This is a genomic window from Halobacillus sp. B29 (assembly GCF_052246755.1).
Taxonomy (GTDB): domain Bacteria; phylum Bacillota; class Bacilli; order Bacillales; family Halobacillaceae; genus Halobacillus; species Halobacillus halophilus.
On record NZ_JBQQCM010000005.1, the window covers coordinates 182,208 to 198,065 of the forward strand.

The following is a 15,858-nucleotide window of genomic DNA, read 5'->3' on the forward strand; positions in this document are numbered from 1 at the left end:
ATGATCGGATAGGTAGTTCAAGACTTCTTCACATGGTCGGTCAAGTATAGACTCATCTAAGGAAATATTATGTATCTGAAATTCGATCGATGAAAGAAGCTACTAAATGAAAAAGCAAAAGGAGACTAAACTTGTCCCTTTTGCTTTTCCTTCTAATCTACAACAATATAGGCAATCATTGGTCCATTCGAATTAATGTCCGAGTGCGTGGTACAAATTAAGCGGTAGACTCCTTCTTTATCAAATTTCAAATCTACAATTGTTTCTTTACCCTGCTGGACCACTCCTTTAATGTCGGTACCTTCAATAAAAAATGGATGCTCTTTGCCATTTACACCGAATATACTTAATTTAATTGGTTCTCCTTTTTCTACAAAGATCGTACCTGGATCCCAACGATACGCTTCAATTTCTTTCCCATCAGCTGTTTCAGCTTTAAACTCCCCTGTTACAAGATTAATGACACGGGGTTCTCCATTTACTGGCTGGGATGAAGTAGCCATAGCACCCTGCCAAAAGTAGCTGCCTATAAAATAGGCAGCAAAGGCTACCAGAACAGCTGCTCCGATCACGGCCACCTTCTTGGCTGATAAAATTAATGCACCCATTTAATCCCTCCTAAGGCTTGTTTACTTATATATATGCAAACCGCCTTAGGAAACTTGCCTCCATTATTCAATAAATACCTTTTGCTTATTTCTTTGAATCTGTTAAATTTCCATATTGATTTTAAAGTAAAGCTCCCATTACTTGAAGACTCAGTTTCGAGATATCTCGTGAGAGAGTTAGGTCCTGCGGGGAACGACTCGCTTTCCGTGGGCATGTGCTGAGCCTCCTCAAGCTAACGCTTTCCGGGGTCTCACCGATCATGTTTATCCCACAGGAGTCTCCCCGTTCCCCTCCGGACCTGGCCGAATCTGATACTCGAAGCCACCTAACACTCTATAAGCATGGGGTGATGAGGTTATTTTCATGCTAGAACGATGTGAAAAAGCTTGTTATGGAAGCATTTTAGAACCTATTTAGGAGGAAAACATTCTCTCTTGAAAAGGGTCCGTTATTCTCACCTGGCTCGGTTGGCGAAGGAAACGACGAGACTCCCGCGGGAGAAGGAGCTAGGCGAGACCCCACAGGGAGTGAAACGAGCGAGGAGACTTATGGTAAAAGGAGGATCGACTAAGATCGCCACGTCCTGTGGCAACGTCGATCGACCCTACTTCGTGTAGGGCCGCAGAAAAGCGAGTTGTTTCCGTAGCCAGCCCCTCTCTATATCAGCAACGGACCTAAGATATCTCGAAACTGAGTCTTACAGTAACCGGCCCTATTGCGTAATAAGCTTCTTATGAAAATTAGTCATAAACTATAACAGAACCATTTTAGAAATCCATTATCTTGAATTGGATAGAAAGGGTTTAGGAATGGGGGATTCAAACCGCATTACTTTTTTGTTACTAGGATGTTGAAAAGCAAGAACATGGGCGTGAAGACCTAACCTTTTAATTGGATTTGTCCGTGCTCCATATTTATTATCGCCGGCAATTGGATGTCCAATTTCCTGCATATGCACACGAATTTGATTTTTCCTGCCGGTCTCCAGTTGAACCTCAAGTAAAGTTAAATTAGCATTTCCCTGCACCTTTTTATAATGAGTTATCGCGTGCTGAGCTCCCTTAGGATTCTTGGTTGTAAACATTTTCAGCGTTTTACTTTCTTTTACGTACGACTCGACGGTGCCTTCGGGCTGCTTAGGCGAGCCTTCCACTAATGCAGCATATTTACGCTCTTTAACCATTTTTTTCCATGATTGCTGGAGTTTTAATTTTGCTTCTTCGTTTTTGGCGAACAGCATAACTCCTGATGTATCACGATCCAAACGATGTACAACAAAAATTCTATGGTTTGGATTTTTACTTTTTACATAATTCATCAGCTGTCGATGTGCCGTCTCCTGTTTTTCTTTTGGAGAACCTATCGATAATAGTCCGGCACTCTTATCAATGACGATCAAATCTTCATCTTCATGTAGAATCGACAGACCTGTTAATGCGGCTTTTCGTTTAAAGGTTTTATTTTTTACGATTGTGATCTTCTGCCCTGGCTGTAATTTATGGTCATGCCTGGTTTGAACTTCATCCTCTACCAGAACTTGTCCTCGCTTAAGAACAGACTTCACTGAATTTCGACCTGTTTCGGGTAGCATTCTTAACAAAAAAGGCAATAGTTCATCAGACTGCTCTACGGTAAAGCTATTTTTCGGTGCATTATTTTTTCTTTGAGCCACATGACTTCCTCCTTATTTCTAGTACTCTTGTCTAGTTTACCATCTCACAGGCTGTTCTACCCCACAAATGGAAAAAGAGCAGCACCAGAGGCTGCTCTTTTCTTTATTATACATCTCTTTCTTAAATAAATAATTTAGGATCGACCCAATCATAGGTAGACGAATGTCCATTCGATTCATCCTCTCGAAGCAAGAGGGAGTCACATTTTTCATCGTAATCAAATGGGATAGCCTGCTCATATGTTCGAGGAATGATGTCAGCGTTTCTATATTCACGTGAAGAGCGGTCAATCGGCAATCCATCCACATTATCTTTCTTAAGCTCTTCAACCACAATCCTGCCAATCTGTCTTCCTAATCGAAGCCCTTCCGAATTATCTATTGGATAATGAACACCTGCGAATAATCTGGATTGAGCATTTTCTTCTGCAAGATAATGAAGTTTCTGACGTTCTGCAGGAAAGAAGTAACTTAGAATGACCTCAGCCGCTCCTGAAATGGAGGCGTGGCCTGAAGGATAAGAAGGATGCAAAGGTGTACAAATGTAAGTTGCCAAATGTTGATCCAATTGGTTAGGTCTTGGCACGAGCCATTTGTATTTCAATGTCCAGGCTACGACAAAAGCATCGTTCATACCGCCGAACAGCGCACTTAAAATTCGGGCTGCTCTAGGCGCTTCTATCCCGTACGTGTCAATTAGCCGATCTACAATGGGGACCCATTGTTTGGAAGCTGGACCAGTCCCCCAATACTCGGCAATAGTTTTTTCTCGTTCGGATAAATTCGCGACTGTACGCTGTACGACTTTTAATTGAGCGTACCAGTCAATGGTATCCGGATCTTTGATAGCTAAACGAATGGGCCGACCATCTAATTTCTTGAATCCGTGGCGCCGGCTGTGTTGAATAAAGTACGTCTTCCAATCTCCGGCATCTGGTTCCACTCCTCCTGCAATTGTAGGAGAATGGTCCGCACCCGCATATGGCAGTTCAGTCCAGAGTGGATAAGCTCTTTTTTCATGAGCCATATCTTCACCCCCCTTCCATATATAATATGGAAGGACAATCTTCAGGGTGTAAGCGTTCAATCTCCAGATTCCGTTACCCTCGACTTCCTGCCCGCTGTGTTTTAACCAGGTCAGCATAGAAGCCGTTTTGATCGACCAGCTTTTGGTGGCTGCCCTTCTCCACAATTTTCCCTTCTTCCAGAACAATAATTAAATCAGCCGCACGAATTGTATTAAGACGGTGAGCAATGACAAAGCTTGTACGGCCCTTCATCAGTCTGGATAAAGCATCATTTATTTTCATTTCTGTCACGGTATCAATACTGCTCGTAGCTTCATCCAATATTAATAAGGCCGGGGAAGCGATCATCGCACGGGCAATAGACAACAATTGGCGCTGTCCGTGACTAACTCCTCCTCCATCCGAATCAAGCCAAGTATCATACCCATTGGGCAGCTTTGTAATAAAATCATGTGCATGAGCCGCCTTGGCTGCATCCTCTACCTCTTCATCCGAAGCTTCCAGCCATCCATATCGAATATTCTCCCGAATGGTTGTATGGAACATGGTGGCATCCTGTAATACCACTCCCATCTGATTCCTCAAGCTGTCTCGAGTAATAGATTTTATATTTTTTCCATCAATTAAAATTTCGCCCTGATCAGGGTCGTAAAAACGGGAGAGCAAAGATATGATTGTTGTTTTTCCAGCCCCTGTAGGACCTACTAAAGCTACTGTCTGACCGCGTTCCGCCTCAAAGGTGATGTTGGTTAACGTTTGCTGATTATCCTCATATGAAAAATCCACCGCCCTGAATTCAACATCGCCCATGAGAGTCCCGGCCGCTTCCGCTTGTTCTTCATCCGATTTCTCTTCTGATTCATCTATAATCTGGAAAACTCTTTCAGCGCCAGCAACGGCAGAAAGAATCATGTTGAACTGATTAGCAAGGTCATTTAAAGGTCTTGTGAATTGACGAGAATAAGTGGTAAACGTAACGATAATGCCAATGGAAATAAATCCGTTTAAAGCGAGCAGACCGCCCGCTCCGACTATAATAGCAAAGCTTGCGTTGTTAAGCATATTCATTAGTTTGGGAATAAAACCTGTGTACACTTGAGCCCAGTAACCCGAATATTTTAAGGCTGCGTTTTTCGCTTCAAAATCCTGAATCACTCGTTCCTCTCTCGAAAACATTGAAATAATATTCTGCCCTGAAAACATTTCCTCCACATACCCGTTAACGTCACCAAGATCGTTTTGCTGCTTCTTAAAGAATTCTCCTGTTCGCTTCGTAATCCACTTCATACCAAAGTACATGACAGGAACGATCGTCAACGTCATAAGAGTCAGCATGGGACTTAACCAGACCATAATAACCACTGTTCCTATGATCGTAAGTACACTTGTGAAAAATTGGACAACGGCTGTATTTAAGGTGCGGCTCACATTTTCCATATCATTGGTTAAGCGACTCATTAACTCTCCCTGCTGACGCTGCTGAAAAAAGATCACGGGAAGCCGCTGCAAATGAGAAAACAAGTGATTTCGCATCGAGTACACGGTGTCCTGCGCTATACCAATCATCCAATAATTCTGAAGCCACAAAAACAATGAATGGAAAGCGTAAATAAGCAGGAGCCATCCAAGCATGATGATCACGTCATTTGAACTTGGTTCAGCAATCGCTAAATCTACCGTGACCCCGAGTAAATACGGACCGAGAAGAGATAGGGAAGAACTTAAGAGGATGACGGCAAGAACGGTATAAAAACGCTTCTTCTTATCTGCCATGTAATGCCAGATCCTTTTTAAAGTGGAACGAATATCATCAACCTTCGGTGGCGCTGTACCGATGCCTTGATGGCGTCGTATGGGAGGACGCCCTGATTTTTCTGCCATTATTCCGCCTCCTCTTGCTGGGACATGTAAACTTCACGGTAGTATGGACTGCGTGCGAGAAGCGTTTGATGAGTACCTTCGGCAATTACATTCCCATCCTCCATAAGAAGGATCTTTTGGGCTTGCTTTAAAGAACTGATTTTCTGAGCTACCATGAACACGGTGCAGGCCTCTTTTTCAAGGGTACGAAGCAACTCCGTCTCTGTATGGGCATCGAGCGCGCTTGTGCTGTCATCCAAAATTAAGATCGCTGGTTTACGAATAAGGGCTCTGGCGATAGATAAGCGCTGTTTCTGCCCCCCGGAAAGGCTCAGACCTTTTTGACCAAGGAGGGTATCATACCCATCTGAAAGAGTAAGAATGAAAGAGTGAATTTGTGCTTTTTTTGCCGCCTCGATGACTTCCTCCATTTCCGCATCCTCTTTTCCCCATAGAATGTTATCGCGGATACTTCCTGAAAACAGATGAATGTCCTGAGGAACTAAACTAATCTGCGATCTGATGTGTTTCACATCCAGTTCGCTGATTTCATTATCATCTAAATAGAGTTGACCCGATTGTTTTTCATATAATCGGGGTATAAGTCTTAATAAGGAACTCTTACCGGAACCTGTCTCGCCCAATATACCTACGGTTTCCCCGGATCGCACATGGAAGCTAACCTGATGGAGAACTTCTTCACTACCTTGCCTATAGGAGACCTGGTCAAATAAGAGACTTCCTTTTAACTCAGGTTTTTTGCCGTTCGTTTCAGAAAGATAAGAAGGGGTGCGTTCTTCCAGCACCTCCCCTAATCTGTGAGCAGAAGCATTCCCTCGGGAAAAAACCATAATAAGGAAGGTGAAAATGGAAAATGTAAACATGATTCGGGTGGCGTAATTAATCAGGGCAACCAGTTCCCCCGCCTTCACATTTCCTGCTTGGATATTTTCAGCCCCCATCCAGATGATGAGAAGGATTGTGATATTCATACCCAGCATAACGACCGGCATGGTTGTTTCCATCAGCCAGAGTGCCCGTTTGTTTTTATCAACTAAAGAATCATTCACTTCTTTAAAACGGGTTTCTTCATAATCACCACGGTTAAACCCTTTAATAAGGCGGATGCCGGTTAGGTTTTCACGAATCACTGTATTGACGCGATCTAACTTATTTTGTACAAGCTTAAAAAGTTTCACCCCTTTGAACAACACCCAGAAGAGAAACAGTAGAAATACTGGGACGGCAACGACAATTAGAAGGGCTAAGCCTGCGTTAATACTTAAGGCCATGATCACGGCCAATACAATAAACAGCGGAGCCCTGAGCGCTATTCGAACAAACATAAAAAGAAAGTTCTGAATTTGAGTCACGTCGTTGGTCATTCTGGTAATTAATCCAGGCGTTGAAAAAGATTGAAAGTTTTCATTTGTAAAATGCTGGACTTTCGTAAATAAATCTCGCCGTAAATCATAGCCTACTCCCTGACTGAGCTTAGCTGCAAAAAAAGAATTCGTAATTCCGGCTGCGAAAGCTAATAAGGAAAGAGCTAATAGCAGCCCTCCCCATCCAGAAACGACCGAGAAATCTTCTTTAAGAATTCCTTCATCGATGATTCGGGCCATTAGTAAAGGTTGAACCAATTCCACAACAAGCTCAATCCCCATAAGAGCTAAGGCTATAAATGCTGGTGCTTTATAATTTTTGGCATAGGAAAGAATCTTGCGCATAAAGGAGCCTCCGATTATGTAATAAATTGTTTACTATTATACAGGAGTAATGAAAGACAGCCTACTATCTAACGCACTTTATTACGTCCCCCCTTAGAAGAATGGCTTATGTCGCACCTCTTCCATCGTACTTTATTTGTCACTCGTTTATGAAAGCATAGCAAGAATAGAATAGTAACAAAATTGTAAGTACTTGTCGTCTAACGAAAAACAAAATAAAATTACAGTACCAGTGTTTCGGAGGAAAGAGTAGGTGAATGAGTGAGGAATAATGTTAAGCCCATATTCCCAGTTACGGATGAGCTGATTGAGCTTATAGACTTGCTTGACCGGATTACAGAGATCGATAAGGATCAATTTGTTCCCCATACCATGAATGTGCTGAATAAGGTCTATGCCCAGGGGATCATAGCCGGATATCATAAAGCACGTGCACAGAATAACCACGAAAATAATTTGAGACGAGGTGAAAAGGGTGAAAGAAAGTGAAACAGGTATTGAGATCACCCTGGAGATTGTCTGCGGTAAATGGAAAGGACTCATTTTATGGAAGCTCCTTCACGAAAATCCCATGAGATTTAATCAGTTAAGACGAGAGATCGATGGTGAAATTTCTTCTCGCATTCTATCCCGTGAACTAAGAAAACTTACAGACGATGGATTAGTCGAACGTATAGACTATGAAATGGTCCCCCCAAAAGTGGAATACCGCATTACCCCATACGGCAAAACGACAGCTTCTTTTTTAGCCAGCATGAACGAATGGGGACTTGAGCATAAGCGGATGTCAACATCTAAAAAAGAGATGGCCCGGCTTATTAATAAGAAAACTCAGGATGAACTTTGTTAATCTTGCCCATCCAAAAAATCAGCTTCCTGACTCGGTCAGGAAGCTGATTTTATTATTTATAGAGTTTCTTTTTCTTTAACGGGCGAGTCGTTTGATAGAGCTGATAATCATCTATCTTATCCTCCACGATCCAGTCCCTTAGAATTTTAGCAAGGATCATACTGTAAACCGTACCGTTATCACCGTAGCCCAACAAGAAGAAGCTATTTGGATACTCTTTATATTCTCCGATCACTGGAAGACCATCTACCATACCACCATAAAAAGCAGCTGAATAATAGGCAGGGCTCGTGTTGATATTTGGAAAAAGTTTATTTAACTCTTCCATAAGCTTCTTTCGCTTATGTACAAGCTTTCCATCTCGTTCTTCCGGGTGCTCTGTTTCTTCGTCAAGTCCTCCGATAATAATGCGGTTATCTTTCGTCGTCCTGATAAAAACATATGGTCGGGCAGTCTCCCAAATCAACGTGCGGTCATACCAGCCGCTAAAATGGTCTACGGGATCGGTCGTTACCGTGTACGTACTTACAAAACGTGCTTTCTTTTCATTTTTTATGTCCATATCATGATAGCCTGCAGCATAGATCACATGTTTAGCACGAATTTGAGGACCACGGTTTGTGGTGATGACAGGTTCTTCTTCCTCGTAATGTTCTCCGACCATCTTTGTATGTTCAAAAACCCTTACGCCTTTACTGGATGCATAGTGAAAAAGTCCATGAGTGAAGCTAAAAGGATTCATCTCTCCATCATTTTTAGAGAAAATGCCCCCTTGCTTGGTAAAGGAATAATGCTGGCTGATCCATTCTTCCGTTACCCACCTAGCCGGCGTGCCTCGTCCTTGAAGCCACTCGCACTCCCGCTGCAATGGAAGCAAGTCAGCATCTTTGCTCACGTAATAAAGAGTGTCCCTGCGTTTGAATTCAGCATCAAATGGCATTTGACCACACGCTGTCTCTATTTCATCAATTGCTTCCTGACATAACTGCAAGTGCCTTGTTACATAGTCATCGCCAAAAACATGAACGAGATCTGTAAATAATTTCTCGCCCGAGGATTGAAGCAAGCATGTATTTGTACTGGTGCTTCCGAGACCGATTTCTCCGGACTCAATGACGACCACATCCAATCCCTGATCGGCGAAATAATAGGCACATTGAGCACCTGAACTGCCCCCTCCTACGATCAGTACATCACACGTAATGTCCTCATCCAGAGCTGGATAAGTTGGTTTATCACTAAATGTGGCCGGCCAATAATAGGTTCCTGACTGTATATTCATAATTCCGCTCCTTACCCATTTTTTATAGTATTAGTATGAGTATGAAAAGGGTAAGCTATGTCGTTAGATTTCAATTTTTATATAAATCGCTCAGATTATTTTTTATACTGATGTTAAAGATAAGCTCCCATTAATTGAAGACTCAGTTTCGAGATATCTCGTGAGAGAGTTAGGTCCTGCGGGAGAAGGAGCTAGGCGAGACCCCACAGGGAGTGAAACGAGCGAGGAGACTTATGGTAAAAGGAGGATCGACTAAGATCGCCACGTCCTGTGGCAACGTCGATCGACCCTACTTCGTGTAGGGCCGCAGAAAAGCGAGTTGTTTCCGTAGCCAGCCCCTCTCTATATCAGCAACGGACCTAAGATATCTCGAAACTGAGTCTTACAGTAACCGGCCCTTTAGTGCAATATGTTATTTTAAATATCCACAATAATTTTTAACATTAATAGTCGTCTGCTTTAAACGCGATGCCCATCTGTTTTCTGGATTCGCCTAACACGTCAGCAGCGATTAGAGAATGTTCGAAAGAATTGATACTGGATTGCTGTTTACCTTGTTCGACGAGATGAATGAACTCTTCGATCTCATAAAACATCGGATCTTTATCAACTCTCCCCGGCAAGGTTTCTGTTGTGCCGTCATTGTATCGAATAAGAAGATCTTCAGGTTCAGAGATATTTGGAATAACTATCACCCCTTTTTCGCCTTGAATTTCAGAAGGTGCATAAGAATGAGTGATTTTCGAGTGTGTGATCACCGCTTCCAGCCCTTCATAACTGGCAATCATACTTCCTTGACCATCTACGCCCGATGCAAGCTTGACTCCATTTGCTTTGATGGACAAAGGAGCACCAAAAAGTACGACCATAGGATAAACCCCATAAATCCCTAAGTCCATATGGGATCCATTCGAAAACTCTGGATTAAATGCATTTAAGACTGTTCCTTCTTTATAGGCATCATAACGCGAGGAATACTTACCATAATTACCAAAATAGCGGCGGACTCGTCCGATTTTGGACAAGTGATCCTGTAGAGTCATAAATCCTGGCATAAGTGTAGATTTAACCGCTTCCATCAAAGCTACTCCTTCTTCCTGAGCAACTTTAATCATATTAGCTACCTCTTGCTGATTGGAAGCCATAGGTTTCTCACAAAGTACATGTTTTCCTTGTCTCATGCAGGTAATGGCTTGTTCTGCATGAAAAGAATTAGGGCTTGCTATGTATACGGCATCGACTTCTGTACTGGAAGCAAAGCTTTCAAGTGAATGGTACGAATGTTTCGCTCCATGATCAGAAGCAAACTCTCGCGCTCTCTCTTCGGTCCTTGAGTATACGGCCGTTACTTGGAAGCGTTCATGCTGGCTCCCGGCCTTCAAAAACTTTTCTGTAATGGTATTCGTTCCAATAATTCCGAAACGGATCAATATAAACCCTCCTCTTGTTGAATTATTTACTAGTATACAGGAGGATATGGCTCTCCGTGTAGAAGTTTATTTTTTCATCTGCTGAAGAGCCAGTTTAGCCAGAACCCGTTGTCCTTTTTCAGTAGGGTGAACATCTCCTTTAATGATGTAATCTGGATGACCTTTGAATGCGGAATTGGCATTCAACAGCTTCACTGAAGTGAAATGACTGAGAAGCTTAATTAATGAAGCATACTGTTGGTTAATGTAAGCTAATGGTGTATTAAGCTGGTCTCCCGCGGAAGGATAAGGATTGTAAATGTTATACACGAGAATCTGCCCCTCTGTTAGCTGATCAATCAAAACGATCGTGGAATATACATTGTATATCAGATCCCTTATTACAGGAGCAGCTTCATCAATCCGAATACCGTCCAATCCTTTATTCTTTTTCACTAAGTTAAGAAGATCGTTTCCCCCAATATAAAGAATGACATAGTCCGCTCCCTGTATAGATTGTCTGAACATATCATTGGAATGAACAGCCCTTAACAGTTCCCCGGATGTTAATCCTGGCACACTGAGATTAGTGACTTCCAAACCTGTTTCTTTCCCAATAAGGTAAGGAAAAGCTTTACTAGGAGGCATGTGGTTATCTTTCGACAAATTATATCCAAACGGAATAGAATCACCTATGGCTACTACCCGCTCTTCTTGTCTGGAATAAACATTGGACAGGGGCAGCAAAATGAAGATAATGAACGTGAATACCATAACTTTTTTAATCATATGCCCTGTCCTTTCTCGTGTTATGTAAAAAGCAGGACGCCGGACGAACCGTGACGTCTTGCTTAATTATTTTTTACCGATAAACATTTGTGTCCAGTAGTTTCCATCCTGATCGTATCCAATTCCAATATGGGTCAAATTCTTGTTCATAATATTTTTACGGTGTCCTGGACTATTTAACCAGCCTTTTACAACCTGATCAGCCGTTTCTTGACCGGCAGCGATATTTTCCGCTGCTGTACGGTAATCGACTCCGAATTCTTTCAGCATATCGAATGGTGTTCCGTAAGTTGGAGATGTATGAGAGAAGTAGTCATTGGCCGACATATCCTCTGACTTTTTCTGGGCAACTTTAGCTACTTGGCCATCAATTTTCAGTGGCTTCAAACCGTTTTTCTCCCGCGCCTGATTGGTTAACTTCACTACTTCTTCTTGAAGAGCTCCATTCACCTCTCCGAAACGCTCATCTTCTGCATTCCCCTGATCTCTGTCAGGCTCTGCCCTATTTTCTTCGTTATCCCTGATCGGTGCATCCATCATTCCGTTTGGTCCATTTGGATTTAATCCTTCAAAATGTATGTTAGGGTCGAACCTGTTTTGTCCTGGTGCAGCACCTGGATCAACTGCATTTTGACCCTTCTGCTGAATTCCTTGATCTTCAGGACCAAAACTTACTTCATTAAAGTTATTTCGCTGTTGTTCTCTAGCCGCTTCATCTGTGTTACAAGCTGTAAGCACGAGAGACATGATGAAGGCCGTAAACAATACAATTAAACCTTTTTTCATCTTTTATCCTCCTCAGGATTTCTTACGTTTACTATTCTCTCTTAGAGGGTTTTTATCCTGAGGTAAGCATTCCAATTTCCACTAAAAAAACCGCTATGTAGAAACATAGCGGCATCGAAAACAGGTCATAATAATCCTGTTAAATATTTGATTGTAAACGGAAACATACAACCTTCTGTTCTGTCATGGATTCGATCGCGAAACGGACCCCTTCTCTACCGATACCAGATCCCTTAGTGCCTCCAAATGGCATTTCATCAATACGATAATCACTGCTGTCGTTAATCATTAAACCACCAACGTCCATGTGTTTGATCGCATAAAAGGCATGCTGAAGATTATTGGTGAAAACACCTGCCTGAAGCCCATAGTTGACATTATTGGACTTTTCAATTCCTTCCTGCAGATTCTTCACTGGCTGGATGATGACGACAGGTCCGAATATTTCTTCTTGTGCAATTCGAGCATTATCAGAAACATCCGTTAAAACGGTCGGATAATAAAAAGCACCGTCCCTTTTACCTCCCGCTTCTATTTTCGCCCCTTCCTGAACAGCTTCTTCCACCCACGTCTCAACGCGTATGGCTTCTTTCTCTTCAATCATAGGACCTACATCTGTATGCTCATCCGTTTTATCGCCAACTCTTAAATCAAGGGTTAAATTCACAAAATCCTTTACAAAATCCCGATAAACTTCGCCTTCAACGTAAACCCGCTGAACCCCTATACAGTTTTGGCCAGCGGCTGAAAAAGCTCCTGATACACAAGATGAAACCGCATCTTCAAGATCCGCATCTTTTAAAACGATAACCGGTGAATTCGATCCTAATTCCATGCTCACTTTTTTTGTTCCCGCCTGGCTGGAAATTCGCTCACCTGCATCACCACCTCCTGTAAAAGAAATCATTTTTACAGCTGGATGAGTAACAAGAGGATCTCCTAACTGCTTACCTGATCCTGTAATTACGGACAGCATACCTTTTGGAAGACCCGCTTCTACTAAAGCTTCAGCTAATTTCAGTGCACTCAAAGGTGTTACCGAGGCAGGCTTTATGACAATCGCGTTACCAGCCGCTATTGCAGGACCAATTTTATGGGCCACAAGGTTTAATGGATCATTAAACGGCGTGATCGCACCCACGACTCCTACTGGAAAACGGTAATAGTAACCGGTCCGGTGTTCACTTCCTTCATTTTGATCAAAATTAATCGTTTCTCCCTTTATTCTTCGTGCTTCTTCGGCACTAATTCGAATCGTCTGCGTAGCTCTTTTTACTTCCCCACGGGCTTCTGTAATCGTTTTGCTTCCTTCTGAAGAAAGAATTTGAGCATATTCTTCTGCATGGGTTTCCATATAGTCGGCCGCTTCATTTAATACGCGGATTCGTTCGTGGACAGGCCATGGATCAACAGATTTGTATGTGCGGTCTGCTATTTCGATGGCAGCAAGCATATCCTCTTTAGAAGCAGCAGGAACATGGGCAATCAGCCTGTTATTCTGAGGATTAAGAACTTCAAATGTATGATCAGCATCAACCCATTCCCCGCCCAGTAACATTTTCATCGTTTTCACTTTTGTCTGCATGGCAGGCTACCCTCCTTATATTTTCGTTGGTGTGCGCTGCTTATGATAGTGAATTAAATCAATCAATAATGAATAACCTGTTTCCGTAAGACCTGCACCTGCTCCAGTAAGCATGATCGACCCCGCTAAATCACATTCATAGACAATCGCATTTGTAGCTCCGGTTACTCCAGCTAACGGATCATCCATAGGAATTCTCTCTGGTTTAACACTTGCCTTCACGCTTCCACTACTTTTTTCTACACGAGCAATTAACCGATACTTTTCTCCGTCTTTCCATGCGTCTCTTATTTTTTCCAAATTAAGTCCACTAATTCCTTCACACTCTACTTCATGTGGGGGGATAGGGGACCTCATTACATGACTGGATAAAATCGACACTTTATACCGAGCATCATAACCTTCCACATCACTGGTTGGGTCAGCTTCGGCGTATCCCAGTTTTTGAGCTTTTTCAAGTGCCTCCTTATAAGAAAGCCCCTTTTCCATTTCCGTTATCATATAGTTTGTGGTTCCATTTAATATGCCTTTGATTTCAGTGATCTGATTGCCTGCAAGAGTGGTTTCCGGCATTCGTAAAGCTGGTGTGCCGCTCATCACAGTGCCTTCGAATCCAAAGAACACACCCTGATCTTCGGCCAGTTGAACCAGTTCTTCGTAAGCAAGTGCGACCGGACCCTTATTGGTGGTTACTACGCTCTTTCCATGAGCAAATGCAGTCCGGCAATGAGAGATAGCAGGCTCTCCTGTTTTTACATCGGTAAACGTTACTTCCACAATAACGTCAGCATTGGAGTGCCTGATCGTTTCCAGACTACTCCACCCTTTAACCGTCTGGTGATCCTCCGGGTAAGTTTCTACTGTTGCATGTTCACTTATACCTTCAAATAATAAATCCAAGTTCAGCCCATCCGGATGATAAACGGCCCCGAGCCGCATATCGGCTACAGCAACGATTGAAAAATCGAGGCCATGCACCGTGTTAAGGTTTTCCTGGCGTTCTTTCATGATTTTAGCCAGCGACTGACCGACCCCTCCAAAACCAATAAAAGCTATTTTCATTGTCATCAAATGCCTCCCTGCTTTAGTAATTCATACGTACTTTCCGCAAGCACCCTGACTCCATCGCACATAGCAGATTCGTCTATATTAAAATCAGATTGATGGAGATTGGTCACCTTTTCTGTTGCACAACCTAAAAAAAACATGGCACCAGGAATTTTTTGTGTAAAATGACTAAAATCCTCACTGCCCATTCCAAAAGGTTCATTATATATCGTCATTGGATAAGCTGCTTTTCTGAAAACTGCATTAATTTCCGGCGCGTTATAGAGCGCGGGCTCTCCTTTTTGAACCACTAGGTCACACTCTCCTCCAAGGGATGCCACGAGGGAAGGAATCTTATTAATTTCGTGAATAAGCATATACCGGACTTCATTAGAGTACGAACGCATCGTGCCTCGGATCTCTACTTCATGCGGAATAATATTGTTGGCTTCTCCTGCTTGAATTTTCCCAATGCTAATCGTCCCCACGTCCAAAGGATCGACTTTACGCCCATTTAAACTGTACAGATTCTGCAATACGAATGTACTGATCCAAACCGGATCGACGGTTTGATGAGGATAGCCGGCATGACCACCGTCTCCTTTAATAGAAATATGGAACTCATCATTATTTGCCATACTAGGTCCATCATGGATTTGAACCTCTCCACGTTTTCTCCATGGGCACATATGAAGGGCCAGTATCGAATCAAGTTCTTCCAGCTTTTTGGAGTGCAGCATTTTGACAGCCCCGGTTTCCCCTTGTTCATCACACTTCTCTTCAGCTGGTTGAAAGACAAATTTAACCGTACCCTGAAATCGATTGGCCTTCGCATCTTCTATAAACAAATGAGCTACCCCAAGCAGAATGGCTGTATGGGCGTCGTGACCGCAGGCATGCATAACCCCATGATTTTTTGAAGCCCAGGCGAAACCTGTTTCTTCTTCGATGGGAAGGGCATCCATATCTGCCCGCACTCCGATCACAGCCCCAGGGCCATTGCTTATCGTTGCAATGAGCCCGTAGCCGCCTACATTCGTTTCAATATCCTCAATCCCCGCTTCGCGCAGGATTTCTTCAACTTTTCTGCTTGTGCGTTGTTCTTGAAAACTTAGTTCTGGATGTTGATGAAAATCTCTCCTCCATTTTACTAAAGAAGAATGAAGTTCTTGAGAGCGTCTGACTAAGTCCGCGTTTTTGGTTCTCACAAG

At 42.8% G+C, this 15,858-nt stretch carries 14 protein-coding genes; 2 read left to right on the forward strand and 12 right to left on the reverse strand.

Annotated elements, in window-relative coordinates:
- Positions 1-152 precede the first annotated feature (152 nt).
- The 5 genes from ACTWP7_RS08730 to ACTWP7_RS08750 all read right to left on the reverse strand — a co-directional run bounded on the left by ACTWP7_RS08730 (position 153) and on the right by ACTWP7_RS08750 (position 6,899).
- On the reverse strand, positions 153-608 hold the full coding sequence (locus ACTWP7_RS08730) for a cupredoxin domain-containing protein (RefSeq protein ID WP_443122854.1): 456 nt from the start codon (positions 606-608) through the stop codon (positions 153-155).
- A gap of 779 nt (positions 609-1,387) precedes the next feature.
- A complete protein-coding gene (locus ACTWP7_RS08735; RefSeq protein ID WP_443122855.1) occupies positions 1,388-2,281 on the reverse strand; it encodes an RluA family pseudouridine synthase in 894 nt (297 codons plus the stop codon).
- A 121-nt stretch (positions 2,282-2,402) separates the two neighbouring features.
- Positions 2,403-3,308: a vanadium-dependent haloperoxidase gene (locus tag ACTWP7_RS08740; RefSeq protein ID WP_443122856.1), complete on the reverse strand. Its 906-nt coding sequence runs from the start codon at positions 3,306-3,308 to the stop codon at positions 2,403-2,405.
- Positions 3,309-3,381: 73 nt separating this feature from the next.
- A complete protein-coding gene (locus ACTWP7_RS08745) occupies positions 3,382-5,190 on the reverse strand; it encodes an ABC transporter ATP-binding protein (protein ID WP_443122857.1) in 1,809 nt (602 codons plus the stop codon).
- Positions 5,190-6,899, reverse strand: coding sequence for an ABC transporter ATP-binding protein (locus ACTWP7_RS08750; RefSeq protein WP_443122859.1), 1,710 nt, complete (start codon positions 6,897-6,899; stop codon positions 5,190-5,192). Before ACTWP7_RS08750 ends, ACTWP7_RS08745 begins: the two co-directional genes overlap by 1 nt.
- Positions 6,900-7,160: 261 nt before the next feature.
- On the opposite strand from ACTWP7_RS08750, the gene ACTWP7_RS08755 reads away from it, so the two are divergent.
- Positions 7,161-7,388: a hypothetical protein gene (locus tag ACTWP7_RS08755; RefSeq protein ID WP_443122860.1), complete on the forward strand. Its 228-nt coding sequence runs from the start codon at positions 7,161-7,163 to the stop codon at positions 7,386-7,388.
- Positions 7,366-7,749: a winged helix-turn-helix transcriptional regulator gene (locus ACTWP7_RS08760; protein ID WP_443122861.1), complete on the forward strand. Its 384-nt coding sequence runs from the start codon at positions 7,366-7,368 to the stop codon at positions 7,747-7,749. Before ACTWP7_RS08755 ends, ACTWP7_RS08760 begins: the two co-directional genes overlap by 23 nt.
- Positions 7,750-7,801: 52 nt before the next feature.
- Here the strand turns inward: ACTWP7_RS08760 and ACTWP7_RS08765 are convergent, their stop codons facing one another.
- The 7 genes from ACTWP7_RS08765 to ACTWP7_RS08795 all read right to left on the reverse strand — a co-directional run bounded on the left by ACTWP7_RS08765 (position 7,802) and on the right by ACTWP7_RS08795 (position 15,855).
- Entirely contained in the window at positions 7,802-9,031 is a 1,230-nt protein-coding gene (locus tag ACTWP7_RS08765) for an NAD(P)/FAD-dependent oxidoreductase (RefSeq protein WP_443122862.1), read from the reverse strand.
- Between the two features lie 443 nt (positions 9,032-9,474).
- On the reverse strand, positions 9,475-10,461 hold the full coding sequence (locus ACTWP7_RS08770; protein ID WP_443122863.1) for a Gfo/Idh/MocA family protein: 987 nt from the start codon (positions 10,459-10,461) through the stop codon (positions 9,475-9,477).
- A gap of 66 nt (positions 10,462-10,527) precedes the next feature.
- Positions 10,528-11,229, reverse strand: coding sequence for an SGNH/GDSL hydrolase family protein (locus ACTWP7_RS08775; protein ID WP_443122864.1), 702 nt, complete (start codon positions 11,227-11,229; stop codon positions 10,528-10,530).
- Positions 11,230-11,295: 66 nt separating this feature from the next.
- The gene (locus tag ACTWP7_RS08780) at positions 11,296-12,015 is read right to left on the reverse strand and encodes a CAP domain-containing protein (RefSeq protein ID WP_443122865.1); all 720 of its coding nucleotides are present in this window, start codon (positions 12,013-12,015) and stop codon (positions 11,296-11,298) included.
- 139 nt (positions 12,016-12,154) lie between these two features.
- Positions 12,155-13,600, reverse strand: a complete 1,446-nt coding sequence (locus tag ACTWP7_RS08785) for an aldehyde dehydrogenase family protein (protein ID WP_443122866.1) — start codon at positions 13,598-13,600, stop codon at positions 12,155-12,157.
- Between the two features lie 15 nt (positions 13,601-13,615).
- Positions 13,616-14,668, reverse strand: a complete 1,053-nt coding sequence (locus ACTWP7_RS08790; RefSeq protein ID WP_443122867.1) for a homoserine dehydrogenase — start codon at positions 14,666-14,668, stop codon at positions 13,616-13,618.
- Positions 14,668-15,855, reverse strand: coding sequence for a M20 metallopeptidase family protein (locus ACTWP7_RS08795; protein ID WP_443122868.1), 1,188 nt, complete (start codon positions 15,853-15,855; stop codon positions 14,668-14,670). Before ACTWP7_RS08795 ends, ACTWP7_RS08790 begins: the two co-directional genes overlap by 1 nt.
- Positions 15,856-15,858 lie beyond the last annotated feature (3 nt).